This window comes from bacterium (assembly GCA_016703265.1).
Taxonomy (GTDB): Bacteria; Krumholzibacteriota; Krumholzibacteriia; order LZORAL124-64-63; family LZORAL124-64-63; genus CAINDZ01.
In genome coordinates, this window is record JADJCK010000006.1 from 62,238 (window position 1) to 82,391 (window position 20,154).

Annotated in this window: 15 protein-coding genes; 3 read left to right on the plus strand and 12 right to left on the minus strand. The window is 69.2% G+C overall.

Annotated features, from left to right (window positions below; all coding sequences use genetic code 11):
- Positions 1–17: 17 nt before the first annotated feature.
- The 6 genes from IPG61_12110 to IPG61_12135 form a co-directional block, all read right to left on the minus strand.
- Positions 18–920, minus strand: a complete 903-nt coding sequence (locus IPG61_12110) for a hypothetical protein (protein ID MBK6734802.1) — start codon at positions 918–920, stop codon at positions 18–20.
- A gap of 581 nt (positions 921–1,501) precedes the next feature.
- On the minus strand, positions 1,502–2,788 hold the full coding sequence (locus IPG61_12115) for a Glu/Leu/Phe/Val dehydrogenase (protein MBK6734803.1): 1,287 nt from the start codon (positions 2,786–2,788) through the stop codon (positions 1,502–1,504).
- Between the two features lie 96 nt (positions 2,789–2,884).
- Positions 2,885–5,176, minus strand: a complete 2,292-nt coding sequence (locus tag IPG61_12120) for a histidine kinase (GenBank protein ID MBK6734804.1) — start codon at positions 5,174–5,176, stop codon at positions 2,885–2,887.
- A gap of 859 nt (positions 5,177–6,035) precedes the next feature.
- Positions 6,036–7,586 carry an aldehyde dehydrogenase family protein gene (locus IPG61_12125; GenBank protein MBK6734805.1) on the minus strand — a complete coding sequence of 517 codons (1,551 nt, stop codon included), beginning with the start codon at positions 7,584–7,586 and terminating at the stop codon, positions 6,036–6,038.
- Positions 7,587–7,638: 52 nt separating this feature from the next.
- On the minus strand, positions 7,639–8,958 hold the full coding sequence (locus IPG61_12130) for a saccharopine dehydrogenase NADP-binding domain-containing protein (protein MBK6734806.1): 1,320 nt from the start codon (positions 8,956–8,958) through the stop codon (positions 7,639–7,641).
- A gap of 54 nt (positions 8,959–9,012) precedes the next feature.
- Positions 9,013–10,323: a hypothetical protein gene (locus tag IPG61_12135; GenBank protein MBK6734807.1), complete on the minus strand. Its 1,311-nt coding sequence runs from the start codon at positions 10,321–10,323 to the stop codon at positions 9,013–9,015.
- A gap of 304 nt (positions 10,324–10,627) precedes the next feature.
- Here IPG61_12135 and IPG61_12140 point away from each other — a divergent pair, with 304 nt between their 5' ends.
- On the plus strand, positions 10,628–11,104 hold the full coding sequence (locus tag IPG61_12140; protein ID MBK6734808.1) for a DinB family protein: 477 nt from the start codon (positions 10,628–10,630) through the stop codon (positions 11,102–11,104).
- Between the two features lie 100 nt (positions 11,105–11,204).
- Here IPG61_12140 and IPG61_12145 read toward each other — a convergent pair whose 3' ends face one another.
- From IPG61_12145 to typA, 4 genes are all read right to left on the minus strand, one after another.
- On the minus strand, positions 11,205–11,768 hold the full coding sequence (locus IPG61_12145; GenBank protein ID MBK6734809.1) for a hypothetical protein: 564 nt from the start codon (positions 11,766–11,768) through the stop codon (positions 11,205–11,207).
- 7 nt (positions 11,769–11,775) lie between these two features.
- Positions 11,776–12,252: a DUF4920 domain-containing protein gene (locus IPG61_12150; protein ID MBK6734810.1), complete on the minus strand. Its 477-nt coding sequence runs from the start codon at positions 12,250–12,252 to the stop codon at positions 11,776–11,778.
- A gap of 89 nt (positions 12,253–12,341) precedes the next feature.
- Complete coding sequence (locus tag IPG61_12155) at positions 12,342–13,355, minus strand: esterase family protein (protein ID MBK6734811.1); 1,014 nt, start codon at positions 13,353–13,355, stop codon at positions 12,342–12,344.
- Positions 13,356–13,416: 61 nt separating this feature from the next.
- A complete protein-coding gene (typA, locus tag IPG61_12160; GenBank protein ID MBK6734812.1) occupies positions 13,417–15,231 on the minus strand; it encodes a translational GTPase TypA in 1,815 nt (604 codons plus the stop codon).
- Between the two features lie 318 nt (positions 15,232–15,549).
- On the opposite strand from typA, the gene IPG61_12165 reads away from it, so the two are divergent.
- Positions 15,550–16,704 (plus strand): hypothetical protein, encoded by a 1,155-nt coding sequence (locus IPG61_12165; protein ID MBK6734813.1) that lies wholly within the window; start codon positions 15,550–15,552, stop codon positions 16,702–16,704.
- A gap of 295 nt (positions 16,705–16,999) precedes the next feature.
- Positions 17,000–17,635, plus strand: coding sequence for a TetR/AcrR family transcriptional regulator (locus IPG61_12170; protein ID MBK6734814.1), 636 nt, complete (start codon positions 17,000–17,002; stop codon positions 17,633–17,635).
- Here the strand turns inward: IPG61_12170 and IPG61_12175 are convergent.
- Positions 17,632–18,636, minus strand: a complete 1,005-nt coding sequence (locus tag IPG61_12175) for a diacylglycerol kinase family lipid kinase (protein ID MBK6734815.1) — start codon at positions 18,634–18,636, stop codon at positions 17,632–17,634. The genes IPG61_12170 and IPG61_12175 overlap by 4 nt on opposite strands.
- Before the next feature lie 149 nt (positions 18,637–18,785).
- Positions 18,786–20,102 carry a PilZ domain-containing protein gene (locus IPG61_12180; protein MBK6734816.1) on the minus strand — a complete coding sequence of 439 codons (1,317 nt, stop codon included), beginning with the start codon at positions 20,100–20,102 and terminating at the stop codon, positions 18,786–18,788.
- Between the last annotated feature and the right edge of the window lie 52 nt (positions 20,103–20,154).

Genomic DNA, 20,154 nt, shown 5'->3' on the forward strand with positions numbered 1-20,154 from the left:
CTCGTCGCCGAACTCCTTCAGCAGCGCATCCAGGTCGACGGTCTCGAACTCGGCGGTCTCAAGTTGATGACGTCGGCGCGGCGCGGGCTGTAGCGCAACGTCTCCTGCAGCGTGGCGTGCGCCCGCAGCCCCCTCTGGCCGGGCACGGCCAGCACCGGGAAGTCATCACCCACGCGGTCGACGGCGCGCGTGCCCCGCCCGGGGACCAGGCGGACCAGGCCGTCCTCGCGCCGGATGCGCGGCGACCAGCGGAACTCGTTCAGGCTGAAGGCGACCCCGGCGAACGCGGGAGCCAGTAGCGCCCGACCCTGGTGCCGACAACCTCCTGGATGAGGATGCCCATTTCCTCGACGAATTCCTGCAGGCCGCGCTCGGCGCCGGTACTCGATCAGGTCGGGCCCGAGGATCGAGGCCCACACCTCGGCCACCGCATCCTGGAGCGCCGAGAGGCGTTCCTCGCGGGTGCCGCAGTTGGGCAGGAAGAGGCTCTTGTACTTGCCGGAGAAGGCCGTCCCGAAGCGGTCCTCGAGCAGGCTCGAGCTGCGGATGATCAGCGGCACGTCGCCGAAGTAGTCCAGGGCCCGCGCCAGCCCCTCCACGAGTTCCGGCGGGAACGGGCTGTTCATGAACAGCTGCACCATGTTCGGATATTCGCGCCGGACCTGGCTGATGTCCTTGTACTTCTGGTCCATGACATCGTCGAGGTCGTTCAGCCGGATGAAATCCATGATGACGTCCGAGACGACATGCCAGGTGCGGGGAGTCTTGATGTCGCCGACGCCGAGTTCACGGGCTTCCGGCTGCTCGAGGATCCAGCCGGCGAGCAACAGGCCCGAGGCCTTGCCGCCCAGCTTGCCGTAGCAGCCGCGCGTCATGATGACGCGATCGAGCAGATCGTGGAAGTCGGTGATCCGCGCCACACTTCTTGGCCACGTTGATGTAGTCGAGCTGTTCGGTGAGGAAGCGCTGGATCAGCGACACGCGCAGGCTCTTGAGCGTGCTCGGCGCCAGGCCGCTGCGCCCGCGCAGGACGTCGTTGTAGCGCCTGATGGCTTCGGCGATCTCCGGCATCGTGCTGCGCGGATCGGCCACGACCGTACCGAAGAAGCTGGCTTCGTCCTCCTTGAGCCAGCGCTGCAGCCGCTCGGAGATCTCCTCGTCCGGGATGTACCGTGCCGCCAGTTCGAACGGCGCACCGGTCATCAGCGGGGAATGCTCAAGGGGCACGCGTGCCCCCGGCTTCTTGCTCAGGCCGTGTTGCCCGCTTCCGGCGGGGCGCCCCTCGCGCCGGGCCGGGCCGGCCGGGCCGGCATCCACCTCGGCCAGCATGACCTGCGCCTCGCTCAGGCCGATCGAGCAGAGGTGGTTGAGCATCTTCCTGGAAACGCGAACGAACTGCCGGCCGCGACCCTGGCGGATCACTTCCAGCAGTTCGCGCCACGGCACGGCCGCGAACGCGCGGCGGGAGTCATCAGGCTGCCCGCCGCGCGCCTTGTCCATGCTAGACCCAGCCGCGGCTGCGGCAGGCCGCCGCCACCCGGTTCACGGCCACCACATAGGCGGCATCGCGCATGTACAGCTTCTGCTTGCGTGCGAGGTCGCTGACCGAGTGGTACGCCGCGGTCATCTTGGCGTCCAGCTTGTTCAGCACGTCATCGCGGTCCCAGAAGTAGTTCATGTTGCACTGGACCTGCTCGAAGTAGCTGCAGGTCACGCCGCCGGCGTTGGCCAGGAAGTCGGGAATCACGAAGATGCCGCGCTTCGACAGCACCGCGTCGGCCTCGGGCGTCGTCGGCCCGTTCGCGCCCTCGACGACCAGCTTCACGCGCTTGTTGATCTTCTCGACGTTGGCACCGGTGATCTGGTTCTCGATCGCGGCCGGGATCAGGATGTCCACTTCGCGATCCAGCCAGGCCTCGCCCGGCAGGATCTCGTAGCCGAGCTCGCGGGCCTTGGCCGGATCGATGCCGCCGAAGCGGTCGGTGATCGCCTGCAGCTGCGCGAGGTCGACACCGGCAGCCTTGGTACGAGACCGACTCTGCTCGGCCTGGTTCCAGCTCGACACGCAGACGACCTTGCCGCCCATGCGGGTGTACAGCTCGATCGCGTACTGCGCCACGTTGCCGAAGCCCTGGACGCTGGCGGTCGTGCTCTTGACGTCGACCTTCATCTCGGTGAGCGCTTCACGCAGGCAGTAGACGCAGCCGTAGCCGGTCGCCTCGGTGCGGCCCAGGGAGCCGCCCATGCCCACCGGCTTGCCGGTGATCATGCCGGGATAGCGCCCGCCGCGGATGGTCTCGAACTCGTCGAGCATCCACAGCATGTGCTGCGGGTTGGTCATCACGTCGGGGGCCGGAACGTCTTCCACGGGGCCGACGTTCTTGTTCATCTGCCGCACCCAGCCGCGGCAGATCGCTTCCTGCTCACGCGCGCTCAGGTTGTGCGGATCGCAGATGACGCCGCCCTTGCCGCCGCCCAGCGGAATGTCCGCCACGGCGCACTTCCATGTCATCCACATCGCGAGCGCCCGCACCGTGTCGACGGTCTCCTGCGGGTGGAAGCGGATGCCGCCCTTGGCCGGGCCGCGCGCGTCGCTGTGCTGGACGCGGAAACCCTCGAACACCTTGACGGTGCCGTCGTCCATGCGGACGGGGATGCTGAAGTGGAATTCGCGCAACGGGCTGCGCAGCAGGTCGCGAGTGCCCTGGTCGAGACCGATGAGGTCGGCGCTCTTGTCGAACTGGGCGCGGGCCATCTGGAATGGGTTGAACGAAGCGTCGTGAGCCATCCTAGTCACCCCGTGTTGAAGCCTGGGCGCATCAGGCCGCGCCCTGTGCCGTAATGCCGGAAAAATCGCGGTCGGCGGCGGCGCAAGCAAGGAGAATCAGGCGCCTTCGGGCGTCCATCCCGGTCCTGATTCCCCGGGCCCGCCCCCGCCCTCCCCGGCATCCGGGCGCAGCACGATACCCCGGCGCGAGCGCCCGTCGATCAACACCGTCAGCGGCGCGGCCAGGCGCAGGTGCCGGGTGTAGCGCCCCTGTCCGGCCGCCGGCTGCCCGTCCAGCCAGTCCCAGTCCAGGCGCCCGCCGCCGGCGCCCTCGGCCACGGTCAGGTACCCCACCTGGAAGCAGGTCAGGTTCTGGAAGAAGTGCGAGCCCTGGCTGGGCGTCACCATGAACCCGTCGAGTCCGGCCTCGACGATCACGCGCGCCCCGGAGATCTCGTCCCAGCGCACCGGGATCCCGAGCCAGCGGTCCGACGAGCCCCAGCGCCCCGGTCCCACCAGCAGGTACGGGCGTCCCTCCGCCACCAGTTGCCGGTTGAACCCCGCGATCTCGCCGGCCACCTCCAGGGTGTGGGCGCGGTCGAACCCGGCCCGCGGCACGTAGAGGATGTCGCGGATGTCGGCCGAACGGCCGTTGCCAAGAGCGGTGGTCGTGGCGACCAGCGCATCCGGCGCCGCCAGCAGGGCCGGCGGCACCGCAGGCGCTTCCAGGCCGGCCGCCAGCGGGCGGATCTGCAGGAATCCGAACTGGTGCGGCACGTCCTGCCCGTCGCCCAGGACCACCGCGAACTCGATCTCGACCTCCGCGCTCATCGTGCGCCGGCCGAGGTCCAGGAGCAGGGTCATGATCTCGGCCAGCGGAAAGGTCTTGGCCTTGAGCACGCCGGCGAACGACACCAGGCGATCGCCCTCGCGGTCCAGTCCGTCGTAGATCATGTTCTCGGCCGGCACATGCACCGAGCCCACGGGCGCCAGCGTGCCGTGCTCCTCGGCCGTCGCCAGGTCCAGCAGCGCCAGGTTGAAATCGTCGCGGGGCCCGGGGTACTGCTCGGGGCGGCTGACATCCACGGCGAAGAACTCGCGCTGGCTCTCGCGCAACCAGTCGTTCAGGGTGCCGAACTGCGGCAGCGCCAGCGGCCGCGCCGGGCAGAAACGCAGGGCGTTGCCGCCGCCGACGACGGTGCGCCCCAGGCCCAGCGCCACGGTCACCACACCGTCCTCGGGCTTCAGGTCGCCGGCAGGGTAATAGTTGGCCGAGAGCCCCACGCCCGAGAAGTGCGGGTAGTCGTAGTGGTCGTGCCGGCGTCCCACCACCTGCTGCACGATCACCGCCATCTTCTCTTCCTCGATCCGGTTGGCCGTGGCGTCGACATAGCTCTTGGCCGCGCGCGTATAGGTCGAGGCGTAGACCAGCTTGATGGCGTCGCAGAGCTGGTCCAGGCGCACCTTCAGGTCGGGGTGGTTGTTGGCCAGCATGTAGGTGGCATAGACTCCGGCAAACGGCTGGAACTGGCTGTCCTCCAGAAGCGAACTCGAGCGCACGGCCAGCGGGTAGCGCACCTGGTCGAGAAAGGCCTCCAGGTCGCCGTAGATCTCCGACGGCAGCTTGTGCGCCAGGCAGGCCTCGATGATCTGCGCATCGTCCCAGTCCGAAAGCACGTCGTCGCGCAGCTTCCCCTGGTCGAAGAACGCGTCGAAGACGTCGGTGCCGATGACGGCGGTGGTCGGCACGCGGATGATGGTGCCGGGGAACCGGTCATGGATGCCGTACCCGTGCAGGATCGAATTGACGAACGCCAGTCCCCGGCCCTTGCCGCCGAGCGAACCGCCGCCGATGCGCACGAAGGCGCTGAGGGTGTCGAAATGCCGGCGCGAGAAATCAGCCACCACGCCGCGCTGGCTCTCGCTGCGGAAGCGCGTAATCGTCTGCACGAGGAACTCGCGCAGCTCCTCCACGTGGTCGAACTCGGTCACCTTGCGAGGCCGGATGGCCGCCGCCAGCTGGAACTCGGTGCGCGCCCGCAGCCAGTTCGAGAAATGGTCGTGCGACGCATGGTGCTGCACCGAGGCCGCCGGCACGGTCCGCAGCTGCCAGACCATGGTCTTGAGGTCGGCGGCGCGGCCGACCTCGGTCCCGTCCGGCAGGCGGAACACGAACTCGCCGAACCCGAAGTTGTCGAGCATGAAGCGCCGCAGCTCCTGCAGCAGCGTGCGCGACCGCTTGCGGATGAACCCGGCCCCCACCTGGTGGGCAACCTCAGCCAGGTCGCCGTTGGTCGACTGCAGCACCGCCGGCGTGTGGGGATCCACGTACTTGACCCGGCGGATGAACTCCACCCCCGCGTCGTCGCGGGCCACGCCCTGCCAGGGAAAGCGACCGTCGACGATCACGCCCCAGCAGCGAGTCCTTGTAGCTGGAGTAGAGCTCCCAGGCCTCCTCGAACGTGCACGCGAGCAGGATCTTGGGCCGCGCCCGCAGCCGAAGCAGCCGGTGGCTGAGGTTGATGCCCTCGGCCATCAGCGACTGCGTCTGTTCCAGCACCTCGTTGTACAGGAGGGGCAGGTACGATGAATAGAAGCGGACCGAGTCCTCCACGAGCAGGATGCACCGCACGTCACCGTACCGCGTGTCGTGGGCCACATTCCGCTCGTCCTCGCAGCACTTGACGATCGCCAGCAGCAGGCGCACATCGCCGTTCCACAGGAAATAGCGGTCGATGCAGCCCTGGCTGTCCGACTCCTGCAGGTGCTGCAGCTCGCGCGGGCTGAACGCCAGCGTGTAGATGGGTACCTCCGCCGTCCGGCTGCGGATGCGGCGGGCCAGTTCGGCAGCCGACATGTCGCCCAGGCGGGTCATCGTCACCACGAGGTCGTAGCGGTGGGCCTCGAGCAGCTTGACGGCCTCGTCGCCGCTGGCCGCGCGGGCCACGTGGGGCGGGTAGCTGAGGTTCAGCTCGCGGTACTCGCTCAGCAGCAGTTCGGTGAGCCGCCCGCCCTCTTCGAGCGTATAGGCGTCATACTGCGACGCGACCAGGAGGATCTCCTGGACGCGGTAGGGCATCAGGTGCCCGAAGCCCCGGAATTCGTGCGCGGGACCCCCGGCGCTGCTTTTCGGTTCGGTTCGCATGGCGCATACCCTACCCGATCAAGGCCTCCCCCGCCAACCGGCTTCCGCCGGCACCCTGAAAAGCGGCGGGCCCGGGAAGCAGCCTCCCGGGCCCGCCGTGTCGCTGGAGACCTTCCCACCCTCCTAGGGGTGGAACTCCACGCCCTGGGCCAGGTGGATCTCGCCGCCCCAGTTGATCGTGTTGGTCTGCCGCCGCATGTAGGTCTTCCAGCAGTCCGAACCGCTCTCGCGCCCGCCGCCGGTCTCCTTCTCGCCGCCGAAGGCGCCGCCGATCTCGGCGCCGCTGGTGCCGATGTTCACGTTCGCGATGCCGCAGTCGCTGCCCTCGGCGCTGAGGAACCTCTCCGCCTCGGCCAGGCTGTCGGTGTAGATCGAGCTGCTGAGGCCCTGCGGCACGCCGTTGTGCATGGCAATGGCGTCGGTCAGCTTGCGGTACTTCATCACGTAGACGATCGGCGCGAAGGTCTCGGTCTGCACGATCTCGGCCTCGTTCTTCAGCTCGATGATCGTCGGCTGCACGAAGGTCGGCACGCCGAACGGCTTGAGCACCTTTCCGCCGTAGAGGACCTTCCCGCCCTGCTTCTTCGCGGCCTCGATCGCCTTCTCGAAGTCGGCAACCGCGCCTTCGTCGATCATCGGCCCCATCAGGGTCGCCGGATCGAGCGGATCGCCGATGCGCACGCGCTTGTAGTTGGCGATCAGCTTCTGCAGGAAGGCGTCGTACACCTTCTCCTGGATGATCAGCCGGCGCGTGCTGGTGCAGCGCTGCCCGGCGGTGCCCACGGCGCCGAAGAACGCACTGGCCAGTGCGCAGGTCAGGTCGGCCTTCTCGGAGATGATGATGGCGTTGTTGCCGCCCAGCTCGAGGATGCTGCGGCCGAGGCGCTCGCCGATGATCCCGCCGATGCGCCGCCCCATCTTCGTCGAGCCCGTGAAGCTGATCAGCGGCAGGTCGTGGTCCTTGATCATGATCTCGCCCACGGTCGATCCCTTGCCGATCACGACGCAGGTCAGTCCCGCCGGCAGGCCGTTGGCCTGGAACACCTCGTTCGCGATGTTCTGGCAGGCGATCGCGCACAGCGGGGTCTTGCTCGAGGGCTTCCACAGCACGCTGTCGCCGCAGACCCAGGCCAGGGCCGAGTTCCAGGCCCACACCGCCACCGGGAAGTTGAAGGCGCTGATCACGCCGACCACGCCCAGGGGATGCCATTGTTCCATCATGCGGTGGCGCGGGCGCTCGCTCTGCAGCGTGGGGCCGCTCAGCGTGCGGCTCAGCCCCACCGCGTAGTCGCAGATGTCGATCATCTCCTGCACTTCGCCGTGACCCTCGGTCAGGATCTTGCCCATTTCCAGGCTGACCAGCGCGCCGAGCATGTCCTTCTTCGCGCGCAGCGCATCGCCGAACTGACGGATGATCTCGCCGCGACGGGGAGCCGGCAGCATGCGCCAGGTGACGAACGCTTCCCTGGCAGCCTTCATGACGCGCTCGTAGTCGGCCGGGTCGGCCTGCTCGATGCGCGACAGCACTTCGCCCGTGGTCGGGTTCTGCGACACCAGGAAGTCGCCGCTGCCGGCGAACCACTCGCCGCCGCAGTTGGCGCCCTTCATGCGCGCCGAGAGGCCGAGGGCCTTGAAGATGCGGTTCTTGTTCAGGGTCGGTTCCGTCTTGGCCATGTCCAGATTCCCCCTCGTTGGAGCACGGCCGCAGCACGCGGCCGTCAGCGGTTCAGCAGTCTTCCGTCTCTTCCAGGCATTCGATCCCCAGCGACTCCAGCTCGTGGAGCACCGGGTCGTAGATTTCCGGCACCACCGGACGCAGCACGCCCCGTACGCTGATGCTCCCTTCGAGCACCAGGCGCGCGGCGACCGCCGCCGGCAGCGAAACCGTTCGCGCCATCGCCGAGTCGCCGTCCCGCTCCCCGCAGGCCACCAGGCGCGACGTGGTGCGACGGCCGGCGCCGGCCGCGGTCTTCCAGAGGAACTCGTGGAACATGACCACCATGTCGCGCTCGCCCGGGCGGTAGCAGAGCTTCTCGAGCATCGCGTCCCCGAGCACGTCCAGCGGCGAACGCGGACCGGCCGGCAGCGGCGTCTCGTCGCCCAGCCCGAGCCAGGCCAGGTTCGCCGCCGGCAGGCACCCGTCGGCCTGGCCGAGCTTCGCCGTCGCCGCCGCGCGGACGTCGGCGCCCGCCGCAGCGCCCAGCAGCGATCGCACATAGGCGCCACGGGTGGTCCCGCCATCGCGCGGCTGGTCGTCGAGCAGGCCGAGCCGGCCGAACGCGTGCAGCGTGTCGCACCAGCCGATATTGCGCAGCGTGCCGCGGAACAGCGTCTCGATATCGGCCGGCAAGCCGTAGGCCTCGCGGTACACCAGCGAGTCGCGGTTGGGATAGGCCTCGAAGTCGCCGGCGCCGGACACGTGCAGCAGGTGCATGTCGCGGAACAGGCGGTCCGGCGGCACGGCCACGTCGCGGCCCTCGCGGCGGTAGCGGGCCGCATTGCGGCAGGCCATCAGGACGCCGCGCGGCGCCCACGAGAACTTGTAGCCCAGCGGATTGTCGTTGGCGTCGGGCGCGGGCAGGCCGCCGCAATAGGAGCGGAACGATCCGAGATGGCCGCCCTCGGCGGCGACCGCGTGGATAACCCGCATGGCCGACATGTGGTCGATGCCCGGGTCCAGGCCCAGTTCGTTCAGGAAGGTCAGTCCCTGCGCGCGCGCGGCGCCGTCCAGCTCCTGCATCGCGGGCGCCACATAGGACGCCGTGACCAGGTGCCGGCCGTGACGCAGGCAATGCCCGGCCACCTTCGGGTGGAAGGCGTACGGCACCAGGCTCACCACGAGGTCGTGTGCGCCCACGAGCGCCGACAGCCCCGCATCGTCGGCCAGGTCGAAGGCGCGCGCCTCGCCCGCCTGATGGCCGCCGACCAGGCGCTCGGCTTCAGCTGCCTCGAGGCTGGTGACAGTGACGCGCGCGCCGGCCTCCAGCAGGTAGCGCACCAGCGGGCCGGCCACCATGCCGGCGCCCAGGACGAGGATCTTCGCCATCGCTCACGACCTTTCCGCACCGCCGGGCCCGTGGCCGGGCGGCGCCGCCGCGGCTCAGCGCCGGCTGCGGTCCAGGTATTCCTGCAGGTAACGGTAATCCGGGGCCAGCGCACCCCGGTGCGCGATCACGGCCTTCTTCAGGTGCGGCGGCAGCAACAGGCTCTCGAACCCCACCCGGAAATCGGCGCGGGCCAGGGCCGGGATCATCTCGCTGAGCACGCGACTGAAGTACTCCGACGACTCGCGCGGCACCTCGCAGGGAAGGTTGTCCACGGCCATGATCGCCGGTCCGGGACCCTCCACACCGGGCAGAATTTCGCCGCTGTCGGGGACGGCCACGTAGCAGGGTTCGTCGGGCATGGTCGGGCGCGTCGTCAACTCGATGGCGCCCTCGAGGTCGCAACTGATGTCGCCGACCACCTGCAGGCGCGGTTGCTTGCCGGGACCCCAGTTCGCGCGGGCCCACTTGCGCGTCAGCAGGCGGGGGTACGGCGTGTCCCAGTAGATGGAATTGACGAGCACATCCAGGTGCGGCAGGTGGCGCTCGAAGACACCACGGTAGTTTTCCGGGCGCTGGTAGTAGTCCTGCAGCACGAAATGCGCTTCGGCCGAGCGCGGCTCGACCATGTGCTCCTCGCGGAACGTCACCAGGACCAGCGGTCCCATGGTCGCGCGATCCGCCGCGGCGGCGGCCGGCAGTTCCTCGACGCGGATCTCGCGGATCGGCAGGCAGGCCAGCATCTCGCGACAACCGGCCGCCACGTTGCCGTACCCGGCCATGCCGATGATGATCGGCGCGCCGTCGTCTTCGGCGGCCAGGCGCGCGCCGATGGCGCCCAGGTGCGCCTTCGTCGAGTCGAGGTTCTCGTAGGAGTGCGCGGGGCGGATCTCCTGCAGCGGCGTCGGGCGGCCCTGCGCGGCGAGGCGGCGGCCCAGCGCGGCCAGCGTTTCGACCATGCCCGCATAGCCGGCATGGAGGCTGAAGAAGATGAGGCGCCGGTTCTGCTCGTTCACGATGCGCTCGTAGTCGATGAGCGTGGCGCCGACGTCGAGGATCCGCTGCAACAGGGGCATGTTGTAGCGCTGCCCCTTCACCGTGTGCGAGAAGAAAAGGTACGCCGTGCGTGCCTGCAGCAGGTCGAGCGGCACTTCCTTGACCGCGACGACGATCCCCGCACGCGTCAGGTCCTCGCCCACCTCGGCGCCGGCGGCCACATACTCTTCATCGCCGTAGACCCGGATGGGCGACGGCTGCACGACGAAAGCCAGGTCGTGGCGCGCGCGCAGGGTCTCGATGTCACCGGGGATCAGGGGAACGCGGCGCTCCCATTTGTTCTTGTCTTCGCGACGGATGCCGATGGTCACGCCCACGAGAGTCACCGCTTGGAAGGAAGCCCGCGAGGAAACAGGTCAGGGCCGGGGAAGATCGCGCCGCCGACGTTTTCGACGCGGCGCATCCGGCTCGCGGGCAAAGCTAGAGGGCGGCCTGTGGCCCGTCAAGGAACACGCCCTGCCCCGTCGCAGGTGGAACGGTCACCGGCCCGGTTGCGCACAATTCGGGCGTGACACGCGCCCTGGTCCGGAATAGACTCCGCTTTCCGGAGGCGCCCCCCGCAGGGTTTTCGCAGCCATGGTCGCCACCGGTTTCGGCCACCGGGAAGGAGTCGCGATGTCCGCCAACGCTCAAGTCATGGTGCTCAAGCAGTCACTGCAGTTCTTCAGCCGCACCTGCAGCGTGTTCCGCGAAGAGGACGCCCGCTACGCACCCACGCCGGGCCAGTTCTCGGTTGCCCAGCATGTGGCCCACGTGGCGCAGACCATAGACTGGTTCGTCGAGGGTGCCTTCCGGCCCGCCGGCTTCGACCTGGACTTCGCCGCGCACCAGGCCGCCGTACGGCGCGTGGAGTCGCTGCCGGAAGCCTTCGCCTGGCTGGCCCGCTCCGTCGATGCAGCCGCGGCCGACCTGGCCGCCCGCAGCGATGCCGACATGGCAGCCCCGATCGCGGCCGGTCCGGTGATGGGCGGCCTGCCGCGCATCGCCATCGTCGGCGCGATGGCCGAGCACATGGCGCACCACCGCGGCGCGCTCTCGGTCTATGCCCGGCTGCTCGGCTACGCACCGCCGATGCCCTACGCCGACGCCTGAACCGGAGCCGGTCCGGGGACACGGTGATGCAGCAACGACAAGGGCCCCGTCCGCATCGCGTTCGGGGCCCTTCGTCATGTCCTGCCGGCCGGGAAGCGGGCTAGCGGGCCAGTCGCATCGCCACGGCGTAGGCGAGCGGCAACGCGATCCCGATGCCCATCAGCACCCCGCCGCGACCAGCCAGCCCCTTGCGCCCGCGCACGAGGAACGGCCCGGTCAGGGCCAGCACGATCAGCAGGCCGGCATAGATGTCGGCGATGCCGGTCCACGGCGCCTTGCCATTGTTCAGGTGCATGAAGTTGAGGTCGAACAGGAACGGGCGCGGCCGCACGCCGCGGCGCACGCCCTCGCCCGTCACCAGGTTCACCTCGTAGCCACCGTTTTCCAGGAAGATCTGGAGCACTTCCGGCGACGCGCGCCAGGTGGTCTTCACCTGCTCGCGCGGCACCCCCAGCCGCTCCAGCACCAGTGGCTCGACCTCGGCGGTCGGGCCGGCGCCTGGCGGCACGATCTTCACCGGCTCGGCCACGCGGGCGTAGTTCGCGTCCCAGTGGTGGGCATGGTTCAGCGCGATGCCGCTGACGCCGTAGACGATGGTCAGGCCCACCACCAGGAACCCGATCTCGCGATGCAGGGTCCAGCAGACCTTGCGGAAGTCCCGCATCGGCCGGTCAGTTCTTCGCGGCGACGGCGCCGGTGCCGCTGAGCTGGTACAGCGTCATGCACGCTGTGACCTCGTCAGCCTTGAACTCGCGGCCTTCCTTCTTGGCGTTGGCCTCGCAGACCTTCTTCGTGGTCTCCATGTCGAGCTGGTTCGCCGTCCACACGCCCTCGGCAATCACCGTGTCGCCCAGGATCTCGGGCGGGAACACGATCTCGCCGTCCTTCACCTTCACGCGCACCGTCTGGCCCTCGACGTCCGAGGCCAGGTTGATCCAGCAGCCGCGATGCTCGCAGACGCCCACGGCCTTGCCCTGCACGCGGATGGTCTTGCCCACCCAGGCATCGGGATGGGCCAGCAGGTCACTGACGCGCACCGTGTCGGCACCCGCCACACCCTTGCCGTAGGTCTTGCCGCCGTCGCCGGCCAGGGCAACGCCCGCAGCCGTGACCAGGATCGCGGTCAGCAGCGAAATGAGGATACGCATGGCCGAATTCCCTCCGTCGTTCGATGAAAAGGTGAGGGCCCGCTCCCTCGCGGGCATCGGATCAAGGATCGTCGCTCCCGTGCGGGGAATCAAGACCCGTTCGCGGCCTGTTCGCCGCCCGGTGCGCCGTCGCGGGACACCCCCAGCGCGAAGCGCAGCCCGGCCGCGATGCCCTGCCCCCAGTTCACCCAGTTGTGCCCGGCGGCCCTCTCCACCGCCTCGACGGTGTGCCCGGTGGCCGCCAGGGCGGCGGCCAGGCGCCGGTGGCTCGGCAACAGCCACTCGAAGGCGCCGCATTCGAGGCGCCAGCGCACGTTTTGTGGTGGTGAATTTACTACAATATCATGGAAGGCTTCGCGCCCCGCGAACGGATTCCCCCGGACCATGTCCGGTGAAAACAGGAACGCCCCGGACTGGGCGATGACCGCCTCGAACCCGCCGGCCGACTCCCAGGCGAGCTGCGCGCTGAGCAACCCGCCGAGGCTGGCCCCCCAGGCCATCTGGCGGCCGTCCAGCCCGACCCGGGCGGCGACAGCGGGCAACAGTTCGCCGGTCAGGAAGGCGCGATACCGCTCGTTGAAGAAATACTCGGCTGTCCGCTCGCGCGGCGGCACGAACACGCAGTGCGCCGGGCCGATCTCCCCGCGCTCGAGCAGGCGGTCGAGCACCTGCGGCACGCGGCCCCAGCCGTAGTAGGCCTTGCCGTCCTGGAACAGCAGCAGCGGCAACGCGTGGTCGGCAAATCCCGCCGGAGTGTAGACCAGGGCCGGGCGCGACTGGCCCAGGAGCGCCGATTCCACCTGCAGGCGCAGCGTGCGGCCGCGCGGCGCCGTGCCGGCCGTCGCCGCGAAGTCGCTCTCGACCGCGAAACCGGGCCCGGCCACATGGCAGGCGTAGGGCCACCAGGGGTTCAGGCGGGGGCTGGTGTTCGCGGGGTCTTCACGGCGCTGGCCGGCGGCATCCTGCCAGGCGTACTCGAAATAGGCATCTTCCGGGAGGTCGAACGGACGCAACCCGGCCACCGCCAGCGGCGCGCGCTGCCAGTCGGTGAAATCGCTCAGCAGGTGGGTGGCCCAGTCGGGAGCCTGCAGTTCGACGCGCATCGCGGCACCTCGACGCGCCGGGCGCCGCCGCACGGTGCAGCGGCGGCGCCGGCCATCCCGTTCAGCTCTCCGGACCGGAAAGCTTCGCCCGCTTGGCCGCCTGTTTGCGGTCGTTCTCGTCCAGCAGCGCCTTGCGCAGCCGGATCGACTTGGGCGTCACTTCGACGTACTCGTCGTGATTGAGGTACTCGAGCGCTTCCTCGAGGCTCATCTTCAGCGGCGGGGCGATCTTCATCTTCCGGTCGCTGCCCGAGGCCCGCATGTTCGACAGTTGCTTCGCCTTCTGCGCGTTGACCATGATGTCCTCGTCGCGCGGCGTCTCGCCGATGATCTGGCCCGTGTAGAGCGTGTCGCCCGCCTCGACGAAGAAGATCCCGCGGTCCTGCAGCGCATCGAGCGCGAACGCCACGGCCTTGCCGCCGTGCATCGAGATGATGCTGCCGGAGGTGCGCTCGGGAATCGAGCCCTTGAAGTACTCGTACTGGTGGAAGCGGTGGTGCATGACGATCTCGCCGGCGGTCGCCCGCAGCATCCGGCTGCGGAACCCGATCAGGCCGCGACTCGGGATGTGGAAGTCCAGGTGGGTGCGCCCCTCGCGCACGTCCATGCGGACCATCTCGCCCTTGCGCGAAGCCGCGTATTCGATGACGGTGCCCGCCAGTTCGCTCGGCACGTCGACGGTCAGCACCTCGACCGGCTCGGACTTGCGCCCGCCGATCTCCTTGTAGATGACCTGCGGCTGGCCGACGATGAACTCGAAGCCCTCGCGCCGCATCTGCTCCATCAGGATCGAGAAGTGCAGCACGCCGCGACCGGAGACCTTGAAGCCCTCCTGGAAGTCCTCGACCTTCAGCGCCACATCGCGCTCCTGGGCCCGCAGCAGGCGCTCCCGCAGCTGCCGGCTGGTGCTGAAGCGGGCCTCCTGGCCGAAGCCGGGGCTGTCGTTGGCGCGGAAGACCATCGACAGCGTAGGATCGTCGATCGCGATGATCGGCAGGGGCTCCGGGCAGGCGGGATCGGCCAGGGTGTCGCCGATGTCGACGTTATCCAGGCCGACCACGGCGCAGATGTCCCCGCAGATGACCTCTTCGGCCTCGGCGCGACCGAGGTTCTCGAACACATAGAGCTGCTTCGCGGTCGTCTTCACCTCGGTGCCGTCCCGCTTGATCAGCACCACGGGCTTGCGCGCCTGCAGCGTGCCGCGCACCACGCGCCCGATACCGATGCGACCCACGTAGTCGCTGTGGTCCATCGCCGCGATCAGCATCTGGACCGGCCCTTCCAGGTGCGGCGGCGCCGGCACGTGCTTGACGATCATGTCGAGCAGCGGCTTGAGGTCCGTGCGCTCGTCCTCCAGTTCGCCGATGGCCCAGCCATCGCGCCCGGCGGCATAGACCCCGCGGAAATCCAGCTGTTCATCCGTCGCCTGCAGCTCGATGAAGAGGTTGAAGATCTCGTCGAGCACTTCCTGCGGCCGCGCGTTCAGGCGATCGACCTTGTTGATGACGACAACCGGCTTGAGGTTCAGCTGCAGCGCCTTCTGCAGTACGAAGCGCGTCTGCGGCATCGGCCCCTCGAAGGCGTCGACCAGCAGCAGCACGCCGTCGGCCATCTTCAGCACGCGCTCCACTTCACCACCGAAGTCGGCGTGGCCCGGCGTGTCGATGAGGTTGATGCGCGTGTCCCCGTACATCACCGCGAAATTCTTCGACGTGATCGTGATCCCGCGCTCGCGCTCGAGGTCGCCGCTGTCCATCACGCATTCGCGCACGACCTGGTTGTCGCGGAACACATGGCACTGGCGGAGAATCTGGTCCACCAGGGTCGTCTTGCCGTGGTCGACGTGGGCGATGATCGCAACATTACGGATCTGCATGCAGGCCTCGGGGTGGCATGGTGGTGGTTGGGTGACGGACAACCATAATCGCCGCAGGGCTTTTGCGACAGTCTCGACGTGGCGACAGCCGGGCGCCACCCGGCCGCCCCGAAGGGCCCCATGCCCCGGAGAGCGCCCGGAGCCGCCAATTGCCCGCCAGCCGCCGTGTGGCCGGCGGCGCCAGCCCTCCCCGGGGACCCGGACGGTCCGCGCTTGACCTTCCGGCCCACGTCTTGCAAGATCGATGTGGTACTGCCACCACAACAACGGTCCCATGACCTCTGCCGGAGTCCCGGCCAGCCTTTCGGAGGCGTCCCGATGAGCAGTGAGAGCCACGCCAGCCGCCAGATCCAGGTCCTTCGCGACCTCGGCCTGTCCCGCGCCGAGTCGGAAGTCTACCTCGCGTGCCTGCAGCTCGGCGCCGGCGGGGCCGGAACGCTCAGCAGCTACCGCGTGGCGCAGGAAATGGGGCGCGACCCGGCCAACGTGGGCAAGATCGTCAACGCCCTGGCCCACCTGCAGGCCATCCGTGTGGTGCAGGAAAAACCACGCCTGTTCGTCGCCGTGCCGCCCGAGGAATTCACCGACCACCTGCTGGGCCGCATGCGTCGGCGCGGCGCCGAGGCCGTCTCCCTGCTCGAGGATTTCGGCGGCCAGAGCGCCGACGGGGTTGCCCAGGCGCTGACCGGCCGCGAGCAGACCGCGACCAGGGCCCGCGCCCTGTTCGCTGCCTGCCGGCGCGACCTGCTGGTAGCCGGATCACCCGAAATGGTGCGGGAACTGGGCCTCGACCTCGAACGGGTCGCCGAAACACCCGGCTGCCGTGTCCGCGTCGTCAGTCCGCAGGCGTTTTCGTCGTCCGTCGTGGAGATTTCGGCCCTGCCGACGGCCGGCCGGCTGGGCCAGGACCAGAACGAGGACTGGCTGCTGGTGGCCTGCGACGACCAGAGCTGGCTTGTAGCTTTGCTACCACAATCAGGAACGGCCTCCGAGGGGCCGTGCGGCTGGTGGAGCAGCGGCAGCGTGCTGGCCCGGGTCTGGGCCGATTACCTCGAGCAGTGCTGGCGGACCGGCGTACGCGCCGGCTCCGGCCGGCAAGTGCCCGTCGTCGAAGCCCCCGCCGTCGAAGCGCCCGCCGCCGAGGACGCCCCGCTGCCGGCGTCGTTCCCGTCGTTCGCCGCCGAGATGCCGGCCGCCACCGTCGACCATGGTGCCGCTGCCCGTGCCGACGAACCTTCGGCCCCCGCCCAGGCGCCCGCGGTTTCTCCCGCAGCGGCAGCGACGTCCCCGACAACCTCGACGATCCAGGCGCCCCAGAAGACCGACACGCCTCCGACAACGCCGAAGCCCGCCGCCGAACCCGCCGCCGCCCCGGCACCGTGGACCCGCAGTCTCTCGGCCGACGAAGCCGATCAGGCGGGATTTTCCTTCCTCTTCAAGCACGAGCGCAAGCCCGGCCGCGACGGACGCTGACACACGGAACAGGGGGAAGCCGCAGCCTCCCCCTGGTCGACCTGGTCCGTACTCTTGGTGCGATGGCTTGAGGTGGGTCCGCGGCCGCAGCGCCGGAGCGCTGCGTCATCCAGGACTCCCCGTCATTCTGTTGCACCCACGGCGGAACGGCCGGCACCTGACGGTACGGACCCGGGGCCGCCCCGGCAAGCGGCCGGGCAAGCGGCCGGGCGGGCGGGCGAGCATTCTGTTGTTGTCTTCAGTCAATGATGATAGACTCAATCACTGAACACACATTCATCCATCGAGGTGCCTCATGGCAGGAAACCAGCCATCCGGAGGTCAGGCACGGCAGCGGAGCCAGGCCACCACCAGACGCCGCCTGCTCGACGCCGCCGCCGCCTGTTTCGCACTTCATGGTAGTAGTACGACCACAATACAGATGGTCGCCCGCGAGGCGGGCATCGCCGCCGGCACCGTCTACCTCCATTTCGCCGACAAGGACACGCTGCTCCAGGCCGTCCTGGCCGAGGCCCTCGGCGAGCTGAAGTCCTGCCTGGCCGGCGCGGCCTCGACCCGCACGGCCCGCACCGCGGCCCAGGACGTCCGCCAGCGCACCGAGGGACTGGTCCGCTTCGCCGACGAGCACCGGGACCTGGCGTCTGTCCTGTTCGATCCTGCGAACCTGGGCACACCGGCAGGTGCCGACACCCTGGCGTTCCTGGTGGCGTCGCAGGCGGCAGGGCTGGCGGAAGATCGCGGGCGGGGCTGGGTCCGCAGCGAGGTTGACGAGGAGATCGCCGCCCGGGCCCTGGTCGGGAGCCTGATGCTGGTCCTGCACTGGTGGATCGGCCAGGGGGGATCAAACGGCCAGCCGGCCGCGGCCAGCCGGCTCATCGACCAACTGGCGGGGTTGCGGCTCCATGGCACCGGCACCCCGGCGCGCGCCTAGCGGCCCTTCGGCAGCCACCGCCGGGCCGGACGCGGGGCCGTCCACGGCACGTGGAATTCCTTGAGGAAACCGCCGCCGTCGGGATTCTCGCGGTAGCGCCCCCCCACGACCAGGTGCACGCCGCCGGGGATCACTTCCGCCGTCAGCGGCGTGTGACCGAGGTCCTCGCCGTCGATCTGCACCGCCACCGGCGGCTCGGTCGTGATCACCACCCGCTTCGACTGGAAATGGTGCAGCCGCTGCGTCGGCCGGTAGCGCCAGGTCAGCATCCGGAAAAGCACCGCCAGCAGGTCCCACAGCGAGCGGCTCGAGATCACGCTGACGTCGAAGCGCCCGTCGTGCGCGCTGGTATCGGGCGTCACCTTCAGGTTGATGTCGCCGATCTTGCCGACGTTCGACAACAGGATGGTGTTGCCCTCGAACTCGCGGGAAACGCCGGTGTCGTCCTCGATGAAGATGCTCACCTCGTCGAGGCTGAGCGCATTGCGCAGGGCCGCGCCCATGTAGGTGAAGATGCCGAAGAGGTTCTTCAGGCGCCGCGGGGAATCGCGGATGACCCGGGCCGGGAACCCGAGGGCGGCCATCAGGAAGAAGTGGCGGTCCTCGTGCGGCAGGTAGCCGACATCGAAGGGCAGCACGCGGCCTTCGAGCATGTTCGAGATCGCCATGCCGGGCAGCCAGGGCAGCGCCAGCGCCAGCGAGACCACGTTGGCCGTACCCACCGGGACGATGGCGATCGGGACCTTGGCTTCCGAGCGTGCCTGACCGGCCACGACCTCACCCACCGTGCCGTCACCGCCGATCGCAGCGATCAGATCGAAGCCGTCGGCAGCGGCGGCGGACGACCACCGCCGGGCATCGCCCTGGCCGTTGGTCACCCGCACCGAGCAGACCAGCCCCCGCGCTTCCAGCGATTCGCGCAGTTGTTGCCCGAGGCGCAGGCCACGCGCGTGGCCGGCCACGGGATTGACGATCAGGAGGGCTCGTTGGTAGCTGGGCATCGGCTTCCCGGGGTGGCGCAATGGATCAGGCGGCGGGGAACCACCCGCCCGGTGGCCTCAGGATAGGAGCCGACAGGCGGGGGATCAAGCCCGGCGATGCGCAGGGAGGGCGGCGGCGGCGCGCAACAGGGACCAGGAGCGAAGGGATCCTACCAGGGACGCGCACCGGACAGGTCGACGCGGCGCGACAGCTGGAACCGCTCCAGTGCGAGCACGAATTCGCGGATGCGGGCAACGGCGTCGCGATCCTCGGACCCGGTCACCTGGAACTCCAGGCCCACGTCGCGCTGCCATTCGTTCCGGTCGGCCAGGCTGAGCGTGACACGGCGGATGAGCGCGCTGGCCACCACCGGCGTCTCTTCCCCCGGCAGGCGCAGCAGGCAGCGCACGCGGTTGCCGGGTTCCAGGCCGGGATCGTCCTCGGCGACCGACATCACGATGCGCGCGCCGGAAAAGCTCAGGTCCTTGACGCGCCCGGCCACCATGCGGGGCGCGACCGGATCCTCATCGCCCCACGGCGAATGGAAACAGTGCGCCCCGGCGCATTCGAGTTCGGCCGTGACCGGCGTCAGGAGCGGCAACCGGAACGCGCTCCGGCGCTGTCCGATGGTGACAAGTTCGGGGACAGCGAACCAGGCACAGGGCAGCGAGGCACCGCCGCACAGTTCGTGTTCCCCCTCGCCGAGGTAGGTGAGTTCAAAGGAAAAGGAGCGGTCGGCCAACCCCATGGTGGCACGCACGGTGTCGCCCCGCGACGGTGCGGCAAGATCGGAATCCTTGAGGTCGGCACACACCTTCAGGGCGCGATGCCCCTCCAGCATGCCGTTGCCGATCAGGAATGCCCCGCGAAGTCCGGCCGCGTCGCCGCCGCCCGGGACCTCGAGGTAGAGGTCAGCCTCCACCTTGCGTGCGAAGACCAGGAAGCTGTCGATCACCCCGCCGGTATCCAGCTTCTCGCGCTTGATCCAGTCGCGCGGAAGGTAGGTCGTGATCATGGTGCCTACGTAGTCGCTGTTCTTCGCGTCCTCCAGCTCGATCTTGGAGGGGATCTCCGCCAACAGGAACAGCCGGCCGGCGTCTGTCTCGAGGCGGACGCCGAAGGTGCGCTGGCCGCGTGTCTGCAGCGTGATGGGCGTCACGGCCAGGTTCTCCACGTTGCCGCGCGGCCGACGGCCTTCCATGTCCTCCAGCAGGTTGGCCAGCACACGATCGGCCAGATTCTCCACGCCCGTCTGCGGCCCACCGCCCAGGACGCGTCCCGCCAGCTGCCCGACCAGCACGGTGTCGCAACCCAGGTTCACCTTCTGCAGCGTGCCGTTGCGGATGCGCAGCTCGCCCAGCGCCGGGAAGGTGAGACTGCCCTGCTGCACCAGCGACACATGGGCGTGCGTCACCGTCAGCCCGCATGTCGTCTGCAGGGCGTCGGAGCCGGCGCGGATCATGGTGTCGAGTGCCTCTGGAATCATGCGGCGCGCATCCACCTCTCAAGGGCAACCGTATCCCGGCGCCCCTCCGTTG

Coding starts and splice junctions, on each gene's coding strand:
- typA (MBK6734812.1), bottom strand. CDS start 15,231: ATGCAGATCCGTAATGTTGCGATCATCGCCCACGTCGACCACGGCAAG.
- IPG61_12145 (MBK6734809.1), bottom strand. CDS start 11,768: ATGCGGGACTTCCGCAAGGTCTGCTGGACCCTGCATCGCGAGATCGGG.
- IPG61_12140 (MBK6734808.1), top strand. CDS start 10,628: ATGTCCGCCAACGCTCAAGTCATGGTGCTCAAGCAGTCACTGCAGTTC.
- IPG61_12130 (MBK6734806.1), bottom strand. CDS start 8,958: ATGGCGAAGATCCTCGTCCTGGGCGCCGGCATGGTGGCCGGCCCGCTG.
- IPG61_12170 (MBK6734814.1), top strand. CDS start 17,000: ATGGCAGGAAACCAGCCATCCGGAGGTCAGGCACGGCAGCGGAGCCAG.
- IPG61_12115 (MBK6734803.1), bottom strand. CDS start 2,788: ATGGCTCACGACGCTTCGTTCAACCCATTCCAGATGGCCCGCGCCCAG.
- IPG61_12180 (MBK6734816.1), bottom strand. CDS start 20,102: ATGATTCCAGAGGCACTCGACACCATGATCCGCGCCGGCTCCGACGCC.
- IPG61_12125 (MBK6734805.1), bottom strand. CDS start 7,586: ATGGCCAAGACGGAACCGACCCTGAACAAGAACCGCATCTTCAAGGCC.
- IPG61_12155 (MBK6734811.1), bottom strand. CDS start 13,355: ATGCGCGTCGAACTGCAGGCTCCCGACTGGGCCACCCACCTGCTGAGC.
- IPG61_12165 (MBK6734813.1), top strand. CDS start 15,550: ATGAGCAGTGAGAGCCACGCCAGCCGCCAGATCCAGGTCCTTCGCGAC.
- IPG61_12175 (MBK6734815.1), bottom strand. CDS start 18,636: ATGCCCAGCTACCAACGAGCCCTCCTGATCGTCAATCCCGTGGCCGGC.
- IPG61_12150 (MBK6734810.1), bottom strand. CDS start 12,252: ATGCGTATCCTCATTTCGCTGCTGACCGCGATCCTGGTCACGGCTGCG.